This is a genomic window from Mucilaginibacter boryungensis (genome assembly GCF_015221995.1).
Lineage (GTDB): Bacteria > Bacteroidota > Bacteroidia > Sphingobacteriales > Sphingobacteriaceae > Mucilaginibacter > Mucilaginibacter boryungensis.
Map to the genome: position 1 here is coordinate 1495996 of NZ_JADFFM010000001.1, position 20688 is coordinate 1516683.

Below are 20688 nucleotides of genomic sequence, written 5' to 3' on the forward strand. Positions count from 1 at the left end.
TTGATGTAATTTTGGCACTGATCTATATATGCTTAAACAGAATCTTCAACAAAAACTATTACAGAAACTATCTCCGCAACAAATACAGTTTATTAAGCTGTTGCAGGTGCCTACGGTGTCGTTAGATACGCGTATCAAGGAAGAATTGGAAGAAAACCCGGCACTTGAAGACCTGAGCCTGACCAATATGACCGAACCGGAAGAGCAGTACCCCGATCGTGACCCGGATGAGGATACTTATAACGGCGATGATGAAGGCAGCAGTGATGAGTTTAACATTGATGATTACCTGCAGGAAGATAATGTGAACGACTATGGATCGCGCTATGACCAAAATGGCGAGGATGAAGACGAGCGTAAAGAGATACCCATTGCAGTGCAAAGCTCATTTTTTGAAAATTTGCAGGCACAGTTGGATTTGCTGCCTTTATCTGATAAAGATTTCCGCATTGGGCAGCAAATTATTGGCAGTTTAGATGATGACGGATATCTGCGCCGTTCTATTACCTCGCTTACAGACGACCTGGCTTTCTCGCAAAATGTAATGGCCGAGGATGACGAGGTGGAGGAAATGTTGAAGGTGATACAGGAGTTTGACCCGCCTGGTGTTGGCGCGCGTACTTTACAGGAATGCCTGCTGATACAACTGCGTAAAAAAGACCAGAATGACCCTATCATAAAAAAAGCCATTAATGTGGTTGAGCATTATTTGGACGAATTTACACGCAAACACTACGATAAACTGGAGAAATCGCTTAACATGGATTCGGAAGAGTTACGTGGCGTAGTGAACGAGATATTAAAGCTTAACCCTAAGCCCGGCGATAGTAACGAGGTGAACACCAAACAAATGCAGGTGATCCCTGATTTCCATATCATTAATAATGATGGGGTGCTGATCCTAACCCTGAATGCAAAAAATGCGCCCGAACTGCGTGTAAGCCGTTCGTACCAGGATATGTTTGAGCACTACGATAAGGCAGCGCAAAAAGATAAAAAACTGAAAGAGGCGGTTCAGTTTGTAAAGCAAAAGCTGGATTCGGCTAAATGGTTTATTGATGCCATAAAGCAGCGCCAGCAAACCTTGCTGAAAACCATGAATGCAATTATGCAATATCAGTACGATTTTTTTCTTACAGGTGATGAAAAGAGCCTGAAACCTATGATATTGAAGGATATTGCAGATAAAATAGGTATGGATATTTCTACGGTTTCGCGTGTGGCCAATTCTAAATACGTGCAAACTGAGCATGGTACCTTCCTGCTTAAATCCTTTTTTAGTGAAGCCATCCAGATGGAAAGTGGTGAAGAGGTTTCCAATAAAGAAGTTAAGAAGATACTGGAAGAACATATTGGCAAAGAAGACAAACGCCATCCCCTGGCTGATGAAAAGCTAACCGAAATATTAAAAGATAGCGGCTATAACATTGCCCGCCGTACGGTAGCCAAATACCGCGAACAAATGAACATTCCGGTAGCAAGGCTTAGGAAAGAATTGTAGTAAGAGAGGCAAGCCAAAAGCTTGCCTGCCTTAGCTTTTCTGCTTAAGCTGAATATTTAAAAAGTATAGCTTAAAAACTATGTTGCGGGCAGCGTACTTTATAACGGTTATTTAATAAAATCCCTATTACAATCTCGTGCGTTCCGTTACTTACTGTACGTAATGCAGATGTAGTAAAATCGTAGGAATAACCAAGGTTTATGGTCGAACTGATGTTTATGCCGGCCAACGCGCCGAATGAATCGTCTTTACGGTACGAGGCGCCAAGCCAAAAAATATCACGAAATGCCATTTTTAAGTTCACATCATAAGTGGTTGGTACCGGTTGTATCACCTTTACCAATACCGATGGCAATAGGGAGACATCATCGTTCATAGGTAGTTTTACACCAGCTGTGAAAAAATAATGCGGTACTGTTTGGCTTTGCGTTACGTTTGAAGTGGTATTAAAGTATAAATTTTGGCGTAGTAACTGTTGTACCGATACCCCAAAGTAGTAACTGGCTGAATAAGCCCACACACCGGCCGAGATATCGGGCTTCCATTGGCTGTTATTACCGTTGGATATAGCAGGGTCTAACGGGTTTTCCAGCGTAATTTCTGAAGTATTTAAGCTGATATGATTAACACCTGCTGCTACACCTAGGGCAAGGTTAAGTTTTGGCGCCAACCCTAAATGATAAGCATAGCTTAAATTCATATTAGTTTGGCTGATGGGGCCTGTTTTATCTGAAACCAGTGCGAAACCTACACCATGATGAGGCTCTGACGCCATGTACTCCTGTGTGTAAGACCTACTGTAGGGGCTTTCAGCGCCGGCAGACATAGCACCGGCATCGCCCTGGACGAAATTTTGGCCAAGCGGGGCGTTGATAGTAATATAGCTGGTAACCGGCGCGCCATCCAGGCCGGTCCATTGGCTGCGGTACCCTGCCTTCAGGTCAACATAATTTTCTATGCCACTTACTGCCGGATTAAGCAGATAACTGTTAAATACATATTGGGTATACTGCGGGCGCTGTTGTGCAAATGTAACTTGCAGGCCCGCCAAAAATCCCACACACAAAAATAAAATTCGTTTCATTAATTAACCTACCTGATAATTGTTATACTGCCCGTAATTACTTTTCGTCCGTTTTTGGGATTAATAATGTAATAATAAGTACCCACCGGCACATCGGTTCCCTTAAAGGTTCCGTCCCATGCTATTGGATAACCAACAGACGAATATAGCTTTTCTCCGTATCTGTTGTATACATCAATTGTACAATTTGGATAAGTATCTAAATATTTTATTTCCCAGGTGTCGTTCACCCCATCGCGATTAGGTGTAAAGGTGTTAGGCACAACCGGCGCTTTTAATACGGCGATACTCACTTTTGAAGAGGCCGTGCATCCCTCGGCTGATGTTACCGTAAGCAGATAAGTAACATCATCATTAGGCGATGCGATAGGCGTAAGGACATCATCATGATTTAACCCTACCGCCGGACTGCCATCCATCATGGTCCATTTATATTTCAGCGGTTGTACGCCACTGGCTGTAGCGTTAATGGTTATAGTGCCGCCCTGGAGCAAATGCAAATCGCCACCTGCATCGGCTTTAGGGGTGGGGTAGACGGTTACCGGGAAGGATGTGCCATAGATACAGCCGGTTGCCGCTGTTATAAATTTGTAGGTAATAGTAAAAGTACCCGGGCCTGATTTCGCCGGATCAAACAGGCCGAGCGGCGATACACCCGTGCCGCTACAAACGCCGGTACCGTTACCATATTTTACGATAGCCTGAATTTGTGTCGCCGGCGATTCCTGGCATAGCGGGGGTAATGGCGTAACATCAATAAATGGGTTTGCATATACCGTAACATTGGTAATACCTGTTACACTTACACATGTACCGCCCGAATAAGCTTCCATTTTAACCGCGTAGGTTTTGGATGAAGGTGTGTTGAACAAACTGTAATTATGATGGTATATGCCATCGGTAGGAAAGTCCTCTTTGTTATAAGTTTGGCTAACAGTTGGGTTGTTGTTATAATCAAAATACCAAACCAACTTGGTAATATTGCCAAAATTAACAGTAGAATTATCTTTGAAAAGGACATCGTCTGTACTGCAATAAGTATTGCCTAAGTTATTTACAGTAAATGCAGCATTGGGCGTATCGCCATTTACCGTGAATGTTTGCGATTTCACAACCACGCAGCCGTTATTTGATGTAGCTGTTAAGGTAACTGTATAACTACCAACCTGAGTGTATTTGTGCTTTGGACTAACTGCTGTTGATGTGTTAGGGTTTAACGCTGTCGACCGTGCCGCATCGCCAAAATCCCAGATGTAGGTCAATTGCGCATCCGTGCCATCAGATATGGTTGTTTTATTGGTAAACTGGGCAAAAGCATCAGAGAGACAAACATCCGGCAGTGTAAAATCAACTACAGGCAGCGCATGCACAACAACTGTTTGCGTTGCCATATTGCTGCACCCTGTATTACTGGTAACTGTAAGCGTAACGGTATAGGTACCCGGCACTTTATAATAATGCTGCGGGTTTTGCGCTGATGTTGTATTTGGGTTGTCGGGATCCGCATTGGCATCACCAAAATCCCAGGCCCAAGTGGCGATCTTATTATCAGGAGATATCGCAGTCTCGGGTGATGTTGATTGATCTGTAAAGGCAATAAGTTTAGTTTCACAATCCGGATCGGATGCCATAAATGCAGCTACAGGCGGTTTATTTACATGTACCACTTGCACGGGCGAGGTGTTAGAGCAGCCATTCTCGTTAACAAGCGTGACGGTTACGTTATAATTGCCGGGTGTGGGGTAAGTATGTTTGGGGTTTTGTGTGGCATTGGCCGTTGTACCTGTAGTGCCGTCGCCAAAATCCCAAAGCCAGGTTTTAGTATTTATGCCCTTGGTATCGGTTTTATCAGTAAAGGTAATTTCGGTTCCCGGGCAAATATTTAAAGCCGATGCCGTAAAAGTTGCGGCAGGAATATCAGAAATAGTATAATCAAACTCAATTTGCTCATCCGATCCGCAATCATCGGCGGTTGGGTTTAACACCGTAGCCACAATGGAATAACTGCCGGATGTTGTATAAGTAACAGTATTGGCGTATTCATAAATATAAAGTGTTTGTGTGCCCTTTACCACTGTACCTTTTAAAATCGGGCTATTATCAACAACAGGTGCTGTCCCATCTTTCAAATCCCAGCTTATTTTTGTGGTTTGATAGGGGATACTGATCTGCGGCTTATAAGTAATATTCACACAACCCGATGAGGAGGTAGCATTGGTTGCAGGGTCTTTTAGTTCAATAAATTCATTAAGATTCTTCAAATCAGTACCAGCAGCGTAACCATACGATTCGACATTCCCGAAGCCATAGGCTATGGCATTGAAAGGTAATGACGCGCTAATAGTATGTGTACCCGAGTTAACTTTTATTTGAGCATATGAATAGGTTGTACCTGTAACCGCAGAGAAATTATTATAAGCAGTTCCGTCATAAATAAAGGTAGAAACCGCGCTGGTTGGCAAAATAACGTTAATGTAACTCTGCGTGATATTTTGTTTGTTGGTTGAATAAAGCGTAACATGATCAAGCCCCTGTTCAATTGGCGATAAAAATATCATTTCAGGGTCTCCTACATTTTCGGTATTAATTGTACAGTCCACATTGCTGCCTTGTGTAACAGCATACTGCACTACCTGGATGGGTTTATCGGATGTAATGCTGTTAGGTTTACTGGAAGTAAACTCGTAATAAAGATTATTTACCAATGCCGATTGCGGGATAGCGGTACCGTTAAGTTTAACTATGGCGGTAGGATCGCTGTATACGATGCGAAACACATCATAATTTCTCCCTGAAAGCGGGGCTGTAACATAACTTTTCCCCCAGGAAGCAGTAGGATATGATTGCTGAAATAAATTATCGGCCGAAGCTTTAGTAGTACAGGTAATAGCTATCCACGAACTTCCTGAGTACACGGCAATTTTTTTACATCCCTCTGTACCTGTACTCACAGATTTTATATGCGTGCCGGTTAAATCTGTTGATGATAAACCCTGGTAAACTTCTCCTTTTTGCAGCGTAATAGTAAATTTTGTGTTAGCAGCCTCGCCAGTCGTCAATTTTGCTGTGGGGGTAATTTCTACAGAAGTATTATTTTCCGTTGCTACTACACAAAATGCAGAAAATGCCGTAGCGGGTTTTTGAGTATAGTTGATAGAATAATAATCTTTCCCCATTGCATTAACCGGTAATACCAATGTGGCCCCCGACCTGGCATTAGCATAAATATGGGCATATACCACAATGTTTTTTAAAGAAGTAATATGTATGCCTTTGCTAAATTTGCCCCCTGCAGCCAGGTAAACACTTGTGGGGATGTTGACCACCGTAACTGCGTTTGCTGTAACCGTAAAAGGGATGGAAGCAGTAACCCCATCAATAAAATCAACCGAACCGGAGGTATTGCTGTCGCCCGTAATATAAAGGCTCATGTTGCTGCCTGTGTCATCCTTATGGTTCATCCACACCGTCCAAAACTCGGTACCTTTGTTGGATGTGCTGCCTTGTGCCAAAGCGGTGGCAGGGGCAAAGCCCAGCAATAGCAGTAGTACAACAACCAGGGGTATTGTTTTCAATGCATCAACAGTATTTAATTAGTGTGACAACTATATTTTATTAGGTAATATATAGCTGTGCGCTAAAAATACGTAAACGCTTAATTAGTAGGAAGTAGTATTTAAAATTAAATTTTAATTTTCGAAAGTAACTCCAGTTCCAGGTTAGCCAGTTTTAGCTTATGGGCCAGCTCTTTGTTTTCCTTGCGCAGGTTGTAAAGCTCAAGTGCATTTTGGATATACATTTTCAACTCATCATCCTGCCAGGGTTTAACCAGGTACTTGTACACCTGCCCGCGGTTAATAGCGCCCATTACGGCGTTAATATCCGAAAAGCCTGTTAATAAAATCCGTATCGTATCGGGATAAATTGGGAGTATGGATTCCAGGAATTCTATACCTGTTTCGCCGGGCATGCGCTGGTCGGTAATTATCACACCAATCTCTTCATTCTCCAGCACTTTACGGCCTTCCCTGGCCGATTGTGCTGTGTAAATATTAAAGTATCGTCTAAAAGCTGCTTTAAAACTGTTAAGGTTATTTACCTCATCATCAACATATAGCACACCTATCTGCATAGTGATATTATTTAGGGGTTTTTATACCAATAGTTTTAAACGAATTTAATTGATTAAGGTTTAATTATCGCTGAAATTTTTTGTAAAATTATTGCTGTATTGCATAAATCCTGTAAATGAAAAAAATTGCGGTTATGGTTTGTCTGTTGTTTTGCGGCTTTTGCAGCCATGCAATAGATACGCTAACCATCCACAAAAATCAATCGGTGCTTTTAACTAAACGATACTTTACCCAACTGGAAGATATCGGTGGCAATATGAGTATTGGCGATATACAGGTAAGCAAGCAATTTCATTCCACTCATTTTGAATTCCCTTTTATAAGATACGCTGATTCCGCGCTTTGGGTTAAGATGATCCTTCGTAATAAAACCATCGAACCTTATTTGCCTGTAACCATAAGTTCAGGCGTTATTGATGGATTTGATATGTATGATGTGGGCACTACCACCAAACACATCATACACTTAGGGTCAACCGATGTGCAGGAGAATAGTAATAACACCAAGCAAATTAGCCGGGTAATTAACTGCCCGGTACTGCCCGACTCGGTTTGTATTATTTATCTGCGTATTAAAAGCAACGATTCGATGGCGATACCGATAAAAGTACAAAGCGCCGATTTTTACCTGCATAACAGCATATTTGAGAACCTTACCCTGGGCTTTTTTATGGGGATAATTGGCATTATGATATTTTATAACCTGATGTTATATGTTTTGGTTAAAGATAGGAGCTATTTATTTTATATTTTTTATATCGTTTTTTTAGGGCTAACACAAGCCCAGATACGCGGCCTTGGCGTTAATATACTACCTGTAAATAAATTGTTGTTAAACAATTATCTGATCCCTATAACGCGGATATGTTTTTGGTATTCTATATTGCTTTTTATTCATGAATTTTTGCAGCTAAAGCAAAATTTGCCCAGAAAATACTACGAATATTTTATTGTATTAGTTGTTTTATCGGGCCTGCCAGTAATAGCTATATTATTTAAGCAAACTACCCTGGCATTTAGCTTAATAACTATATCAGCTTTTATTAATTCAATTATATTATTAATAATAGGTGTTTACTTGTATTTTAAAGGGTTTAAGCCTGCCAAGTTTTTTATGATGGGCTGGGGTTTATTTCTGCTTACTATACTTGCTACTATTGCACGTAATAAAGGCTTAATACAGTATAATGATTTTACGGCCAATATTATACTTTACAGCTCGGCTTTTGAATTGATCATGTTCTCTGTAGCATTGGCCGACCGTATCAATTTTTATCGCGAACAAAATAACCAGGCGCAGGCTACCGCGCTGGCTATTGCCCGTGAAAACGAACGGTTGATAACCGGGCAAAACTTTATTCTTGAGAACAAGGTGAAGGAACGCACCCAGGAATTGATAGAAAGCAATCATAACTTATCGGTCACTATCGAAAACCTGAAGTCGGCGCAGATACAATTGATAGATACCGAAAAGATGGCCTCGCTGGGGCAACTTACGGCTGGTATAGCGCACGAGATAAACAACCCTATAAACTTTGTAAGCGCCAATATTAAACCTTTACGCATGGATTTTGTAGAGGTGTTTAACCTGATAGAACTTTACCAGGAACTGGAGAAAAACCCCGGCGATATTGAGATCCAGAAAAAAGCCGAAGCTTACGCTAAAGAAGTAGATATTGATTTTATCAGGGCCGAAATACTAACCTTACTGGAAGGTATTGAAGAGGGCGCAGGCAGGACGACCGAAATAGTACAAAGCCTGCGCACCTTTAGCCGCACTGATGAACCGGTACTGAAGCCGATGGACATTAACCGGTCCATACTAACCACACTGGTACTGCTGCGCAGTACTATACCCTATGGGATAGAAATTAAACCATTGCTGGATAAACTGCCTTTAATTAACTGTTATCCCGGCAAGATGAACCAGGTTTTTGTTAACCTGATCAATAATAGTATACAAGCTATAAAAGCAAAGCCGGTGCATAATAATGAACATGTTTTAATAACTACCAAAGACAGCGCCGAAAACATCATTATTGAAATTACCGACACGGGCATTGGTATGACAGAGGAAGTAAAACAACATATTTTCGATCCGTTTTATACCACTAAAGATATTGGAGAAGGTACGGGATTAGGGCTTTCCATCGTATTCGGGATCATCGAAAAGCACAAGGGAACCATCAATGTTAAATCATCGCCAGGGCAGGGAACTACGTTTACGGTGACACTACCAAAGGATTTGCAATAAAATAAGTCTAATAACCGTCATGCCGAACTTGTTTCGGCATCCCACATGTAAGGTTTGGGGTTGGTCATTCATCATGAGATCCCGAAATAAATTCGGGATGACGCTGAAAGAGGCTTAATCCTTAAAAAACCTGTCCGGGTTCGGAATAAAATTCAGGAATGCCTCGAAGTTTTCCAGGTAGTTGGATTGATCCAGCTTATAATAAAATGCGCCTTTTTTTGAAGATAGCTTCTCCTTTTCGGGGAGTTTTATCAATAAACCGGTTGAAAGTAATTTACGGCTGAAATTACGGTCATCTAACTTAGATTGATAGATACCCTCGTACAGGGCCTGTAATTGCGGTATGGTAAATTTTTCGGGCAGTAGCTGGAATAAAATAGGGTGAAGGGCTGCTTTATAGCGTAATTGCTTTTTAGCCATTTTAACCATTTCATTATGGTCGAATATCAGTTCGGGTAGTTCGTTCAGTTCAAACCACTCGGCATGATGCTCATGTGTCAACTGTTTCTCGTATTTATGAATATCAATTAAAGCGAAATAAGCGATTGATAATGTACGCTCAACCGGGTCGCGGTCAGGCGCGCCGAATACGTGCAACTGTTCCATATACACGTTTTTTAAGCCGGTTAAATCTTCCAGCACACGGTTGGCAGCTTCATCAGGAGTTTCGTTTTTTTGCACAAAGCCACCCATTAAACTCCAATGGTCTTTCATAGGCTCAAGTCCACGATGTATTAATAGCAGCTTAATATTTGCGCCGTCAAACCCGAAGATGATACAATCGGCAGCTAATAAAAATCGTTCCTGTCCGGTATATTTGTGCATGTGATTATGGTCTTTTAAAATTTATTCGCCGTCATGCCGAGCCATACAGTTGATGTACAGCATGACGTTGCTTTGCTTATTAATTCTTTTCAAATATATCACCTTTATTCCAAGTTGGGCGTTGCGGATCATTTGCTACCAGATAACCTATCAGGAAGTTCAGCTCCGCATATTTTTTACCTGCGTCAAAATCAAAGATACCGTTAATATCATCTTGTGGCTTATGGTAATATTTAGCGCGCCATTTTTGCACAAATTCGTTCAGGTTGTTTTTACCATCAGGCGTGCGTGCGCCATATTTAATATGCAGGGCAGGGATGCCATGCAGCACAAAGCTATACTGATCGCTGCGTACAAACCTGTTTTGTTCGGGTTCGGGGTCGGGTTCAACAGTCATGCCCATATACGCCGCAGCTGCATCCACTACCTTTGATAACGACGAATGTTCAGCACCCAGCGCAGTAACCGATAATAATGGCGCAATAATGGTTGGCATATCCGTATTCACATCGGCTACCATAGCTTTTACAGGCACAGTAGGGTGGCTGGCAAAATAACCCGAACCCAGATCGCCCAGTTCTTCGCCGGTTACCATTACAATAAGGATAGACCGTTTGGGTTTTTCCTTCAGGTTATGATATATTTTGGCTATTTGCAATAAACTGGCTACACCGGATGCATTATCGTGCGCGCCATTGTAAATAGAATCGCCTTGTATAGGGGTACCAACGCCCAGGTGATCAAGGTGTGCGCTGTGCACTACATATTCATTCTTAAGTTTTGGATCGCTGCCCTCAATTTTACCTACAATATTAAAACCTGCAACATCCTGGTAATCGAAAGATGCCCCGGCGCTAATGCTGGCCGGGATATTAAACGACATCGGCTTACCAGCTTTTATTGAGGTAAGAAATTCGGCAGGGTTTTTACCGGCTGCTGTAGCCAGTAGTTTCAATGTTTTATAACCTACCGCGCCCAGCATGCTGACGCCTCCAAAGTAGTTGCGCGATACTACAGGCACTCCTTTTTCATCCAATACACTGTATAAACCACGGCGACCGGGATTAGCTAAAATTGGACGGGCAGTTGAATCACCAACGGCAATAATAACACCTTTGGCGCCATGGGCGGCAGCATTCCTTTGCAGGTTGATGAGGTCCATAGCGTGTGATGCATCAGAGGATGGAAAGCTTTTTGGTGCGCCACGGGTGATCACCACTATTTTACCTTTCACATCAAGCCCGGCATAATCATCGTAACCTAATTGTTTTTCGGTGATGCCATAACCGGCAAATGCTAGCTGACCGCTGCCACTTACTTCTTTATGTACGGGGTCGGGGTATATGAAAATGTCCGCGCCGTATTTCAGGCTATCGGTTTTGCCGTTAATAGTTAGTGTTGCCCAGCCTTGCTTACCGGCAAATGTGCGGCGCAGGCGTACCTGCTGTGTCCAGCCACCATTCTCGCCGGCGGGTTTTACACCATAACCTTTTAATTGATCAATTACGTAATCGGCAGCCATTTGGAAGCCGGGCTCGCCGGGTTTGCGGCCCAGTAGTTTATCATCGGCCAGGTAAGTGATACTGGCCTTTATTTCATCGGCGTTGGCGGTTTGCATGGCAGCATCCACGGCTTTTCCGACATTTGGTTTAGTTTGCGCACCCGCACTATTACCTATCAAAAGCAAGGCACAAGCAGCACCTGCTAAAACAAACTTCATTTTCATGTTTAATGTAAAAATTGGTTGCACAAGATAAGTAAATCCTTAATATTTAATTAACGCGATAGTAATTTACGTCCTTAGCGTTGCACAAATTTCCAGCCAGCACTCATTACTATTTATAAAACAACAGCACGTCATTCTGAATGAAATGAAGAATCCCCTTTTTGCATGGTTGCCATGCGAAAAGGGGATCGTTCGCTACCGCTCACGATGACGAGCAGGATAGGTATATCGACGCTTTACTTCCCTATCCGGTAAGCCGCATCGTTCCAGAATATCTCTTTCTTAAATTCCGACAGTTTAGTGTCTTTACCGATGGCCAGATGTTCAATATCGGCCATGTCGGCAAAATCGCTTAAGTGTTCGTTGGTCAGGTTTTGACTATAGCAGGTATGGTGTGCACCACCGGCGTAAATCCATGCCGCGCAACCGTCCTTCATGTTTGGATATGGTTTCCAAAGTACGCGGGCTACCGGTAGTTTAGGCAGATCGTGTGTTGGTTCAATCGCTTCCACTTCGTTCACTATCAAACGGAAGCGGTTACCCATATCCACAATCGAGGCGTTCAATGCAGGGCCAGCAGCAACGTTAAATACCAAACGCACCGGGTCGGCTTTGCCGCCTATGCCCAGCGGGTGTATCTCTACATTGGGTTTAGTGCCCGCGATAGAGGAATCTATTTCCAGCATGTGCGAACCTAATACCATGGAGTTATTACCATCGAAATGATAGGTGTAATCTTCCATAAAGGCGTTACCACCCGGCAGGCCGCTGCCCATCACTTTCATGGCGCGCACCAAAGCGGCGGTTTTCCAGTCGCCCTCACCACCAAAGCCGTAGCCTTCGGCCATCAGGCGCTGCGATGCAATACCCGGCAATTGTACCATACCGTGCAGGTCTTCAAAAGTATCGGTGAAGCCCTTGTAGCCGCCATCCTGTAAAAACTTGCGCAGACCGATTTCCTGTTTTGCAGCTTCGCGTAAAGAATTGTGTTGCGCACCGCCTTTTTGCAGAGCAGGCACTATGTTATATAAGCTGGCATATTCTGCTATCTGCTCGTCAATCTGTGCATCGGTTACTTTATTGATCACCGCAACCAAATCGCCAATACCGTGGGTATTTACCGAGAAACCGAATTTTAATTCAGCTTCAACTTTATCGCCATCGGTAACAGCTACAAAGCGCATGTTATCGCCAAAACGTACAAATTTAGCACCCTGCCAGTCGTTCCAGCCTGCGGCAGCACGGCTCCAGGTGTTGATCTGGTCAAGTACTTCCTGTTCCTGCCAGTGGCCAACTACAACCTTGCGGCGTATGCGCAGGCGCGACATCATAAAACCGAACTCCCTGTCGCCATGGGCGCTTTGGTTCAGGTTCATAAAGTCCATATCAATTGATGACCATGGGATCTGGCTATTGAACTGCGTATGCAGGTGCAGTACCGGTTTGCGTAAAATCTTCAACCCGTTGATCCACATTTTAGCAGGCGAGAAGGTGTGCATCCAGGTGATGATACCGATACAATTTTTGGCCACATTGGCTTCCTGTATCAGGTTGTAGATCTCCTCCATGCTTTTAACGGTAGGTTTAAACACCACTTTTACAGGGATCTGCTTAGCGGCATCAAGCCCGGCGGCTATTTGCTGCGAGTGTTCGGCAACCTGCTTCAGGGTTTCTTCGCCATAAAGATCCTGGCTACCGGTTACGAACCATACTTCAAAGTTTTTTAGGTTTATCATATTGTTAAATCTGTTGCTGTTTTATTTGACAGTCAGCATCAATAATGCCGCGCCGTGTTTATTTATTTGTTGCTGATAATTGTTGGTGAAGGTGCCCGCGTCCTGCTTTTTCCAAAGATCGCGCACGGCGATTTTGCTATTCAGCCCTAAATCAGAAAAATTAAGGCTAATGTTTTTTGATTCGTCGCCGGTATTAAAAATTCCTACATACAGGTTCTTGCTGCCGGGAATATGGCTGTACCACACCATAGCGCCATCTTTGTTGTAAAGCTGCTTAGGATTTTCACCGTGTTGATTTACGGCCAATACCTCATCGTTAGTAAAAAGTTTCAGTTCAATATCCCTGTTCTCGGGCATGTTGCCGCCAATCATCAGCGGCGATTTATACAGGCACCAAAAACTCATGTGGGTATACAATTCATCTTCGGTGAAACGACTGTAGCGTTCCTTGCCAACCGGGCCGCGTTTGGATAGTTTGCCAATTTGCAGCATATCACAATCGGGCCAGTGACCGGGGCCGCCTTTGCCTTCCCAGCGCTTAGCGTATTCAAACATGTGGGTGACCTCTTTCCAGTTATCCCAAAAATCATCGGCCATACGCCACATGTTACCATGCTGTTGCACATGCGCTGATTGAGCCACCGGTGTTTCGCCTGGGGAAAGACTGAATACGATAGGCCTGCCGCACTGGTCGATAGCTTTTTTGTAACCTTCAACTTCGGCGACGCTATAGGGGCGGGACAGGTCATCGACCTTAATAAAATCTACACCCCAACTGGCATATAAATTCAGGATAGAATTCAGATAAGCCTGCGCACCCGGTTTGCTCATATTTAAACCGTACATATGGTTCATCCACGGGCATTTTGAGGCGGTATCGGCAATCATATCGGCAGTTATGCCCGGCGCGCCCAGAACCGGCGATTTAGCCCATACAGCCTGCCGAGGGATGCCACGCATTACGTGGATGCCAAACTTCAGGCCTTTGCTATGGACATAATCGGCTAACGCTTTAAATCCTTTACCACTAAAAGCTGACGGGAATTTGTTGGGCTGGGGGAGCAGCCGGCCATATTTATCCATGGTTAGCCACGGCACAAAAGAGCCATCCTGCAAATTTTTTTGAAACGGGTTGCCAATATTACTGCCCGGCGGGTTATCATACGACCATAAAAAATCGACCACGATGTATTGCCAGCCGTGTTGCTTCAGATTTTTGGCCATGTAATCGGCATTGGCGCGTACCTCATCCTCGTGCACTGCTGAACCGAAACAGTTATAGCTGTTCCAGCCCATGGGCGGGGTCTCCGCTACTTTTACCTTGGTCTGCGCAAATAAATGTGCAGCCGACAGTAATAATAAAAAGCAACAAAAACGTTTCATAGGATAAGGTTACCTGGTTTATTGTCCGTAATAAGAATCGGGGCCGTGTTTACGCTCGTAATGCTTGCGTATCAGCGAATCCTGTAAACGCGGCGCCTGCGGATTGATCTGTTCGGTTAACAGAGCCATTTTGGCTACCGTTTCCAGCACCGCGCTGTTATGCACGGCTTTGTCGGCAGTTTTGCCCCAGGTAAAAGGGGCGTGGTTGCCTACCAGCACCATTTCCACCTCGCGATAGTCCATGCCTTTTTGCTGTAGGCATTCGATAATTTGGAACCCGGTTTGATACTCGTAGTTACCCGCTATCATTTCAGCGCTCATAGGCGGTGCGCAGGGAATGTTCACTGTATTATAATCGGCATGGGTAGTACCATAAATTGGGATATCCCTTTGGGCCTGTGCCCAGGCAGTGGCATAAGTAGAATGCGTATGTACAATACCGCCAATCTCCGTAAAGTGCTTATACAGTACCGCGTGGGTCTTGGTATCCGATGATGGACGCAGATCGCCCTCAATAATGTTCGCGTCAAAATCAACGATCACCATTTTTTCGGGTGTAAGGTCTTCATACGCTACACCGCTTGGTTTAATAGCAAAAACGCCTAATTCACGGTCAACCGCGCTTACATTGCCGAACGTGAACAGCACTAAACCTAGTTTAGGAAGCTGCATATTGGCGTGGTAAGCCGCTTCCTGTATATGCTTGTATTTATTACTCATATTAATGCGAGGTTGTATTTTGTTCGATATAGTTACCCAGGTTTTGATATTGCTGGTAACGTTTGCTGTAGAAACCGGCTAACTCTTTATTCGGTGTGTATTCCACATCAAAACCGCCGCCCATGGCTGCCATGGCTTGTTGTACATCAGGATAAATCCCTGCCACAGTTGCCGCGAACATAGCCGCGCCTAAAGCACAGGTATGCTCAAACTGGTGTATGCGGATAGGCATTTGCAGTACGTCAGCCATCATTTGCATAATGTAAGGCGATTTTTTAGCCACACCGCCAATACCGATCAGGCCTTTAACCGGTACGCCTTCTTTTTCAAAGCGTTCTACAATGCTTTTGGCGCCAAAACAGGTAGCCTCGGCCAGGGCACGGAATAGCCGTGGCGCATCGCTGCCCAAATTCAGTCCGCTGATGCTGCCTTTTAATAATTGGTTAGCATCAGGCGTGCGGCGACCGTTAAACCAGTCTATAGCTAATTCCGCGCTATCACTTAAAGGCAATGCCGCGGCTTGTTTGCTTAGTTCAGGAATAATTTTGGCTGATATTTCATCGGCTAAGGCCTGTGCGGTTTCGGCATCTACCAGTTTGGTGTTCAGCAGCAGGCTTTGTGCCGGCCATTCCAGCAGTTTGCGGAACCAGGCATACGTATCGCCAAAGGCAGATTGCCCGGCCTCTAAGCCAGCCATTCCCGGGATTACCGAGCCATCAACCTGGCCGCAGATGCCGCGTACCAGCTTGTTGTTCATATCGGCATTAGGGGCTACTAAAATATCGCAGGTTGAGGTACCCATTACCTTGCTCAGATAATACGGTTCAATCTGACCACCCACAGCGCCCATATGCGCGTCGAACGCGCCTACGCCAATTTGTACGTCGGTGCTTAAGCCCAGGCGTTCGGCCCATTCCTTGCTTAATGTTCCGGCAGATACATCGGACGTGTAAGTGTCTTTATAAAGTTTATCGGTGATGCCATCCAGCAGCGGATCAAGCGATGCAAAAAACTCGTTAGGGGGTAAGCCGCCAAAATCAGCCGACCATAGCCCTTTGTGCCCGGCCGAACAACGCCCGCGCATAATCTGTTTGGCATCGGTGCCACCTGTTAGCAGGAATGGTACCCAATCGCAATGCTCCACCCACGAATGCATGGCCTGGCGCACGCGCTCATCAACACGCAGCACGTGAAGCAGCTTAGCCCAAAACCATTCTGATGAGTAGATGCCGCCTACATATTGCAGGTAATTGGTATCAAATTTTTCGGCATGCGCGTTTATTTCGGCAGCTTCTTTTATAGAGGTATGATCTTTCCATAGCACAAACATGGCGTTTGGCTCGTCTTTAAATTCAGGTAATAAGGCCAGGGGCACACCTTGCGCGTTAACCGCTACGGGGGTCGATCCAGTAGTATCAACCGAGATAGCTTTTATTTGCGCGGCAATTTCAGGGCCGGCTTTCTTGACGCAATCCTTAATGGTAGTTTCCAACCCGTCGATATAATCCTGCGGGTGCTGGCGAAATTGGTTCTCGGCAGCGTTACAGTATAAACCCTGCTGCCAGCGGCGATAATAATATACAGATGTGGCTACTTCCTGCCCGTTGCCCGCGTTTACAATAACAGAGCGTACCGAGTCGGTCCCGTAATCAACACCGATCACAAATTTATTTAGGTTATTCATGGTTATAAATAATTGTTAAATTAACAGTTATTTTTTTATTTAATAAAATAGTTAATGAAATTTTTTTGACTCACCCCGCGACATTTCATGCGCGACCCTCTCTTCGCGTTCCGCGTAAAGAGGGTTAGTTTTGGGCTTTATATTTATAGCTTTAGGCTTCGCAAGTCTTTTAACTACCGACCCTCTTTTTACCGCAGGTAAAGAGAGGGTGGTCCAGCGGTAGCGCAGACCGGGTGAGTCTGCGGCAATGGTTATTCAAACACTTCAACCGGTTTCATATCCAAAACCGTGATGGTATCACCCACATGTAAACTGCCTTCCCCGTTGTGGATGAGGTTTTGGCCCAGGTAAACTTTATTGTTTTTACGCCGGTAACCTGCCATGGTTTTTAGAGGTTCTTTAACGCGCTGGGCGGTGTTTTGGTTTATACCGGGGATGGGGCAGCGCGCGCAAATTTTTACCCCGTAAAAATCAATAGCGCCAATGGTGAAGTGTGTCATACCGTCTTCCATATAGGGTTCGCCACCGGTAAATACAATGTTGGGGCGAAAACGGTTTATGGGTATCGGTTCCCCGGCGCGTGCTGAAAGGTCGTCGATTGAGGCCTGGCTGATTACCAGGAAAGGATAGGCATCAGAAAAAGAAGTGAGCTTGCCATCCGGCGCATAATCAGGGTCAACGGGGCGGTGAATATTATCGGGCATATAAACCAACCTGCAGGGTTCGCCTAAAGCATTACTAAACCACTCGTCGGCAGCGCTGCTTACCAGCTGGCCCATGGTGGTATCATCCCAAACGGTTACCTCAACCATTTTATTTGTTAAGGGCTGGTAGGGGATAAGCAAAGTTGAATTATTACGCAAATTGGTAACCTGTAAACCTTCAGGCATGATTGACGGCCTTAAAAGCGCCATTTCGGGATGTTCGCGCTGCGAGATAAAACGGTTGTTTTGATCAATAAGCATCCAGCGGCGGTCACACTCCAATCCGCGATCGGTAACTTTTGCCGTGTTTAGTATTATGCCGCCTAAAGATTTTATTGGATATATGTATAAAGCGCTGATCTGCAACATGGCTAAGCTTATTGATTACACCGCTGCAATTTAGACAATAGCCATACTATTTGCAATTGCTTAATGGTTCAGCTTTTGCGCAAAAAATAAATTTGTTCCTAATAGATAAAAACCAGATATTAGTCATTGAAAATCTAACCTTTATCTACCATGACCTCCGAACAAAAAATTAAACGTATTGGCGACCGGCAAACCATTGGTTTAATGGTATCCTATCTGATTGTACTTATGGTTGCCTTTTTGGTACTGGCCTTTATTTAGGTAAGCCTGCAAATATATTATAGTGCTATATAACAAAAAAAGCCGCTTGGTTAAGCGGCCCTTCTATTTTGATATTATTTTTTCCTTTTTTATACCGAGAAGCTTTCGCCGCAGCCGCAGGTACGCGTTGCATTTGGGTTGTGGAAGTTGAAACCCTTACCGTTTAGCCCGTCCGAGAAATCCAGCTCGGTGCCGGCCAGGTATAAAAACGATTTCATATCCAGCGCTATGCGGATACCGCGGTCTTCGAAAAACTGGTCGCCTTTTTTCTCCTCGTTATCAAAATCGAGGTTGTAAGATAAACCCGAGCAGCCACCGCCTTGCACCGATACCCGTAAAAAATACGAGGCATCAAGCCCGGCATCCTGCATCAGGTGGTCAATTTTGCTTTTCGCTTTATCTGTTATAGTAACCATTTTAAATCGTAAGTTCTAAGTTTAAAGTCTTAAGTAGTCACAAAGCACCCAAAGGTACTTTAGACTTATTACTAAAGACTTTAGACTAATTAGTGATGCGTTTTTTCGCTTTCAATTGGCTCCATACCGTTTTTAACGCGGTAATCGTTAATGGCAGCTTTAATCGCGTCTTCGGCTAATACCGAGCAGTGAATTTTTACCGGCGGTAAAGCCAATTCCTCAACAATATCCATGTTATCAATTTTCATGGCATCGTCAATGCTTTTACCTTTTAGCCACTCGGTAGCTAATGATGATGACGCAATGGCCGAACCACAGCCAAAGGTTTTGAATTTGGCATCGGTGATAACGTTGTTATCATCAACCTGTATTTGCAGGCGCATTACGTCGCCGCACTCAGGGGCACCCACCAGGCCGGTACCAACTTTGTGGTTACTTTTATCTAAAGTACCCACGTTGCGCGGATTGGTGTAGTGATCAATTACTTTATCTGAATAAGCCATCTCTTTAAGTATTAAGTCTTAAGTTATAAGTTCTGAGTCAGGAAGACCTGCTCATATTTTAATATCAATTTTCAAAAACTATTCCAAAGACTTAAGACTTACGACTCAAGACTTTGAACTTTCTTCTTAATGTTCCGCCCACTCAATCGAGTTAAGGTCGATACCCTCTTTAAACATTTCCCACAGCGGCGAAAGTTCGCGCAGGTGGGTAACAGCTTTCAGGGTTACTTCAATAGCATGGTCAACCTCTTCGTCGGTAGTGAAACGGCCTAAACCGAAACGGATGGAAGAGTGTGCCAGGTCATCTGATAAACCCAGGCTTTTCAGCACGTACGATGGTTCTAACGAAGCCGAAGTACAAGCCGAGCCCGATGATACCGCCAGATCCTTCATGGCCATCATCAAACCTTCGCCCTCTACATATTTAAAGCTGATATTGGTTACATGCGGTAAACGGTGTTCCTGGTTACCATTCACATAACTTTCTTCTAAAACGGTCAGTGCGTTTTGCAGGCGGTCGCGCATGGCCGAAAGGCGTTTTGCTTCGCTTTCCATTTCCAGGCCGCAAAGCTCGCAGGCTTTACCTAACCCAACAATACCCGGAACGTTCAGCGTACCCGAACGCATCCCGCGCTCGTGACCGCCGCCATCCATTTGGGCAGTAACCTTAACCCTTGGGCCTTTACGGCGCACGTATAATGCACCAACACCTTTAGGGCCGTATATTTTATGTGCTGATAGCGCCAGCAGGTCAATACCATCAGCGTTTACATCAACAGGGATCTTGCCTACAGCCTGTACCGCGTCTGTCATAAACAGGGCGCCGTGTTTGTGGGCTATGGCCGATATTTCTTTTATAGGCTGGATAACCCCGATCTCGTTATTGCCATACATAATTGAAACCAAAATGGTTTCAGGGGTCATGGCGGCTTCCAGTTCGGCAAGGTCTATCAGGCCGTCTTCCTTAACATCCAGATAAGTAACGCGCGCACCCAGTTTCTCTACGTGTTTGCAGGTATCCAGCACCGCTTTATGTTCGGTAGTGGCGGTAATAATGTGGTTACCTTTTTCCTTGTACATTTCAAACACACCTTTAATAGCCAGGTTGTCGCTTTCGGTAGCACCCGATGTGAAGATGATCTCTTTCTCGTTAGCGCCAATAAGTTTGGCCACCTGTTCGCGGGCATAGTCAACAGCTTCTTCAGCCACCCAGCCAAAAGCGTGGTTACGGCTGGCCGCATTACCAAACTTGTTGTTAAAGTAAGGCAGCATAGCCTCGAGCACCCGTGGGTCCATTGGCGTAGTCGCGTTGTTATCTAAATAAATTGGGAATTCCATAGCAAATATTTAACCTTACAAAGATAAGTAAACTTTTAATTTAAAATCATT

At 44.4% G+C, this 20688-nt stretch carries 15 protein-coding genes; 2 read left to right on the forward strand and 13 right to left on the reverse strand.

Annotated elements, in window-relative coordinates; all coding sequences use genetic code 11:
- Positions 1-28: 28 nt before the first annotated feature.
- The gene (rpoN, locus tag IRJ18_RS06280; RefSeq protein ID WP_194105338.1) at positions 29-1501 is read left to right on the forward strand and encodes an RNA polymerase factor sigma-54; all 1473 of its coding nucleotides are present in this window, start codon (positions 29-31) and stop codon (positions 1499-1501) included.
- A 70-nt stretch (positions 1502-1571) separates the two neighbouring features.
- On the opposite strand, the gene IRJ18_RS06285 is transcribed toward rpoN, so the two are convergent.
- From IRJ18_RS06285 to IRJ18_RS06295, 3 genes are all read right to left on the reverse strand, one after another.
- Positions 1572-2585 (reverse strand): PorP/SprF family type IX secretion system membrane protein, encoded by a 1014-nt coding sequence (locus IRJ18_RS06285; protein ID WP_194105339.1) that lies wholly within the window; start codon positions 2583-2585, stop codon positions 1572-1574.
- Positions 2586-2593: 8 nt separating this feature from the next.
- Entirely contained in the window at positions 2594-6160 is a 3567-nt protein-coding gene (locus IRJ18_RS06290; RefSeq protein ID WP_194105340.1) for a PKD domain-containing protein, read from the reverse strand.
- Positions 6161-6267: 107 nt separating this feature from the next.
- The gene (locus IRJ18_RS06295; protein WP_194105341.1) at positions 6268-6717 is read right to left on the reverse strand and encodes a response regulator; all 450 of its coding nucleotides are present in this window, start codon (positions 6715-6717) and stop codon (positions 6268-6270) included.
- Between the two features lie 116 nt (positions 6718-6833).
- On the opposite strand from IRJ18_RS06295, the gene IRJ18_RS06300 reads away from it, so the two are divergent.
- A complete protein-coding gene (locus tag IRJ18_RS06300) occupies positions 6834-8972 on the forward strand; it encodes a sensor histidine kinase (RefSeq protein WP_194105342.1) in 2139 nt (712 codons plus the stop codon).
- A gap of 114 nt (positions 8973-9086) precedes the next feature.
- Here the strand turns inward: IRJ18_RS06300 and IRJ18_RS06305 are convergent, their stop codons facing one another.
- The 10 genes from IRJ18_RS06305 to IRJ18_RS06350 all read right to left on the reverse strand — a co-directional run bounded on the left by IRJ18_RS06305 (position 9087) and on the right by IRJ18_RS06350 (position 20637).
- The gene (locus IRJ18_RS06305) at positions 9087-9797 is read right to left on the reverse strand and encodes an NUDIX hydrolase (protein ID WP_194105343.1); all 711 of its coding nucleotides are present in this window, start codon (positions 9795-9797) and stop codon (positions 9087-9089) included.
- Positions 9798-9876: 79 nt separating this feature from the next.
- Positions 9877-11517 carry a M28 family peptidase gene (locus IRJ18_RS06310; RefSeq protein WP_228072583.1) on the reverse strand — a complete coding sequence of 547 codons (1641 nt, stop codon included), beginning with the start codon at positions 11515-11517 and terminating at the stop codon, positions 9877-9879.
- Between the two features lie 242 nt (positions 11518-11759).
- A complete protein-coding gene (araA, locus tag IRJ18_RS06315) occupies positions 11760-13259 on the reverse strand; it encodes an L-arabinose isomerase (RefSeq protein WP_194105345.1) in 1500 nt (499 codons plus the stop codon).
- A gap of 21 nt (positions 13260-13280) precedes the next feature.
- Positions 13281-14642 (reverse strand): glycoside hydrolase family 27 protein, encoded by a 1362-nt coding sequence (locus IRJ18_RS06320; RefSeq protein ID WP_194105346.1) that lies wholly within the window; start codon positions 14640-14642, stop codon positions 13281-13283.
- A gap of 18 nt (positions 14643-14660) precedes the next feature.
- Positions 14661-15362 (reverse strand): L-ribulose-5-phosphate 4-epimerase, encoded by a 702-nt coding sequence (locus IRJ18_RS06325; protein ID WP_194105347.1) that lies wholly within the window; start codon positions 15360-15362, stop codon positions 14661-14663.
- A 1-nt stretch (position 15363) separates the two neighbouring features.
- On the reverse strand, positions 15364-17046 hold the full coding sequence (locus IRJ18_RS06330) for a ribulokinase (protein ID WP_194105348.1): 1683 nt from the start codon (positions 17044-17046) through the stop codon (positions 15364-15366).
- A 251-nt stretch (positions 17047-17297) separates the two neighbouring features.
- Complete coding sequence (locus IRJ18_RS06335; protein ID WP_194105349.1) at positions 17298-18119, reverse strand: MOSC domain-containing protein; 822 nt, start codon at positions 18117-18119, stop codon at positions 17298-17300.
- Between the two features lie 350 nt (positions 18120-18469).
- Positions 18470-18796, reverse strand: a complete 327-nt coding sequence (locus IRJ18_RS06340; RefSeq protein ID WP_194105350.1) for a HesB/IscA family protein — start codon at positions 18794-18796, stop codon at positions 18470-18472.
- 89 nt (positions 18797-18885) lie between these two features.
- Positions 18886-19299 carry a Fe-S cluster assembly scaffold IscU gene (gene iscU, locus IRJ18_RS06345; protein WP_194105351.1) on the reverse strand — a complete coding sequence of 138 codons (414 nt, stop codon included), beginning with the start codon at positions 19297-19299 and terminating at the stop codon, positions 18886-18888.
- A gap of 126 nt (positions 19300-19425) precedes the next feature.
- Positions 19426-20637 carry an IscS subfamily cysteine desulfurase gene (locus IRJ18_RS06350; protein ID WP_194105352.1) on the reverse strand — a complete coding sequence of 404 codons (1212 nt, stop codon included), beginning with the start codon at positions 20635-20637 and terminating at the stop codon, positions 19426-19428.
- Between the last annotated feature and the right edge of the window lie 51 nt (positions 20638-20688).

What these genes read in the sequence shown, in the direction of transcription:
- IRJ18_RS06320 (WP_194105346.1), bottom strand. Translation starts at nt 14,642, where the DNA reads ATGAAACGTTTTTGTTGCTTTTTATTATTACTGTCGGCTGCACATTTA.
- IRJ18_RS06340 (WP_194105350.1), bottom strand. Translation starts at nt 18,796, where the DNA reads ATGGTTACTATAACAGATAAAGCGAAAAGCAAAATTGACCACCTGATG.
- rpoN (WP_194105338.1), top strand. Translation starts at nt 29, where the DNA reads ATGCTTAAACAGAATCTTCAACAAAAACTATTACAGAAACTATCTCCG.
- araA (WP_194105345.1), bottom strand. Translation starts at nt 13,259, where the DNA reads ATGATAAACCTAAAAAACTTTGAAGTATGGTTCGTAACCGGTAGCCAG.
- IRJ18_RS06325 (WP_194105347.1), bottom strand. Translation starts at nt 15,362, where the DNA reads ATGAGTAATAAATACAAGCATATACAGGAAGCGGCTTACCACGCCAAT.
- IRJ18_RS06335 (WP_194105349.1), bottom strand. Translation starts at nt 18,119, where the DNA reads ATGTTGCAGATCAGCGCTTTATACATATATCCAATAAAATCTTTAGGC.
- IRJ18_RS06295 (WP_194105341.1), bottom strand. Translation starts at nt 6,717, where the DNA reads ATGCAGATAGGTGTGCTATATGTTGATGATGAGGTAAATAACCTTAAC.
- IRJ18_RS06330 (WP_194105348.1), bottom strand. Translation starts at nt 17,046, where the DNA reads ATGAATAACCTAAATAAATTTGTGATCGGTGTTGATTACGGGACCGAC.
- IRJ18_RS06300 (WP_194105342.1), top strand. Translation starts at nt 6,834, where the DNA reads ATGAAAAAAATTGCGGTTATGGTTTGTCTGTTGTTTTGCGGCTTTTGC.
- IRJ18_RS06350 (WP_194105352.1), bottom strand. Translation starts at nt 20,637, where the DNA reads ATGGAATTCCCAATTTATTTAGATAACAACGCGACTACGCCAATGGAC.
- IRJ18_RS06285 (WP_194105339.1), bottom strand. Translation starts at nt 2,585, where the DNA reads ATGAAACGAATTTTATTTTTGTGTGTGGGATTTTTGGCGGGCCTGCAA.
- iscU (WP_194105351.1), bottom strand. Translation starts at nt 19,299, where the DNA reads ATGGCTTATTCAGATAAAGTAATTGATCACTACACCAATCCGCGCAAC.
- IRJ18_RS06310 (WP_228072583.1), bottom strand. Translation starts at nt 11,517, where the DNA reads ATGAAGTTTGTTTTAGCAGGTGCTGCTTGTGCCTTGCTTTTGATAGGT.
- IRJ18_RS06305 (WP_194105343.1), bottom strand. Translation starts at nt 9,797, where the DNA reads ATGCACAAATATACCGGACAGGAACGATTTTTATTAGCTGCCGATTGT.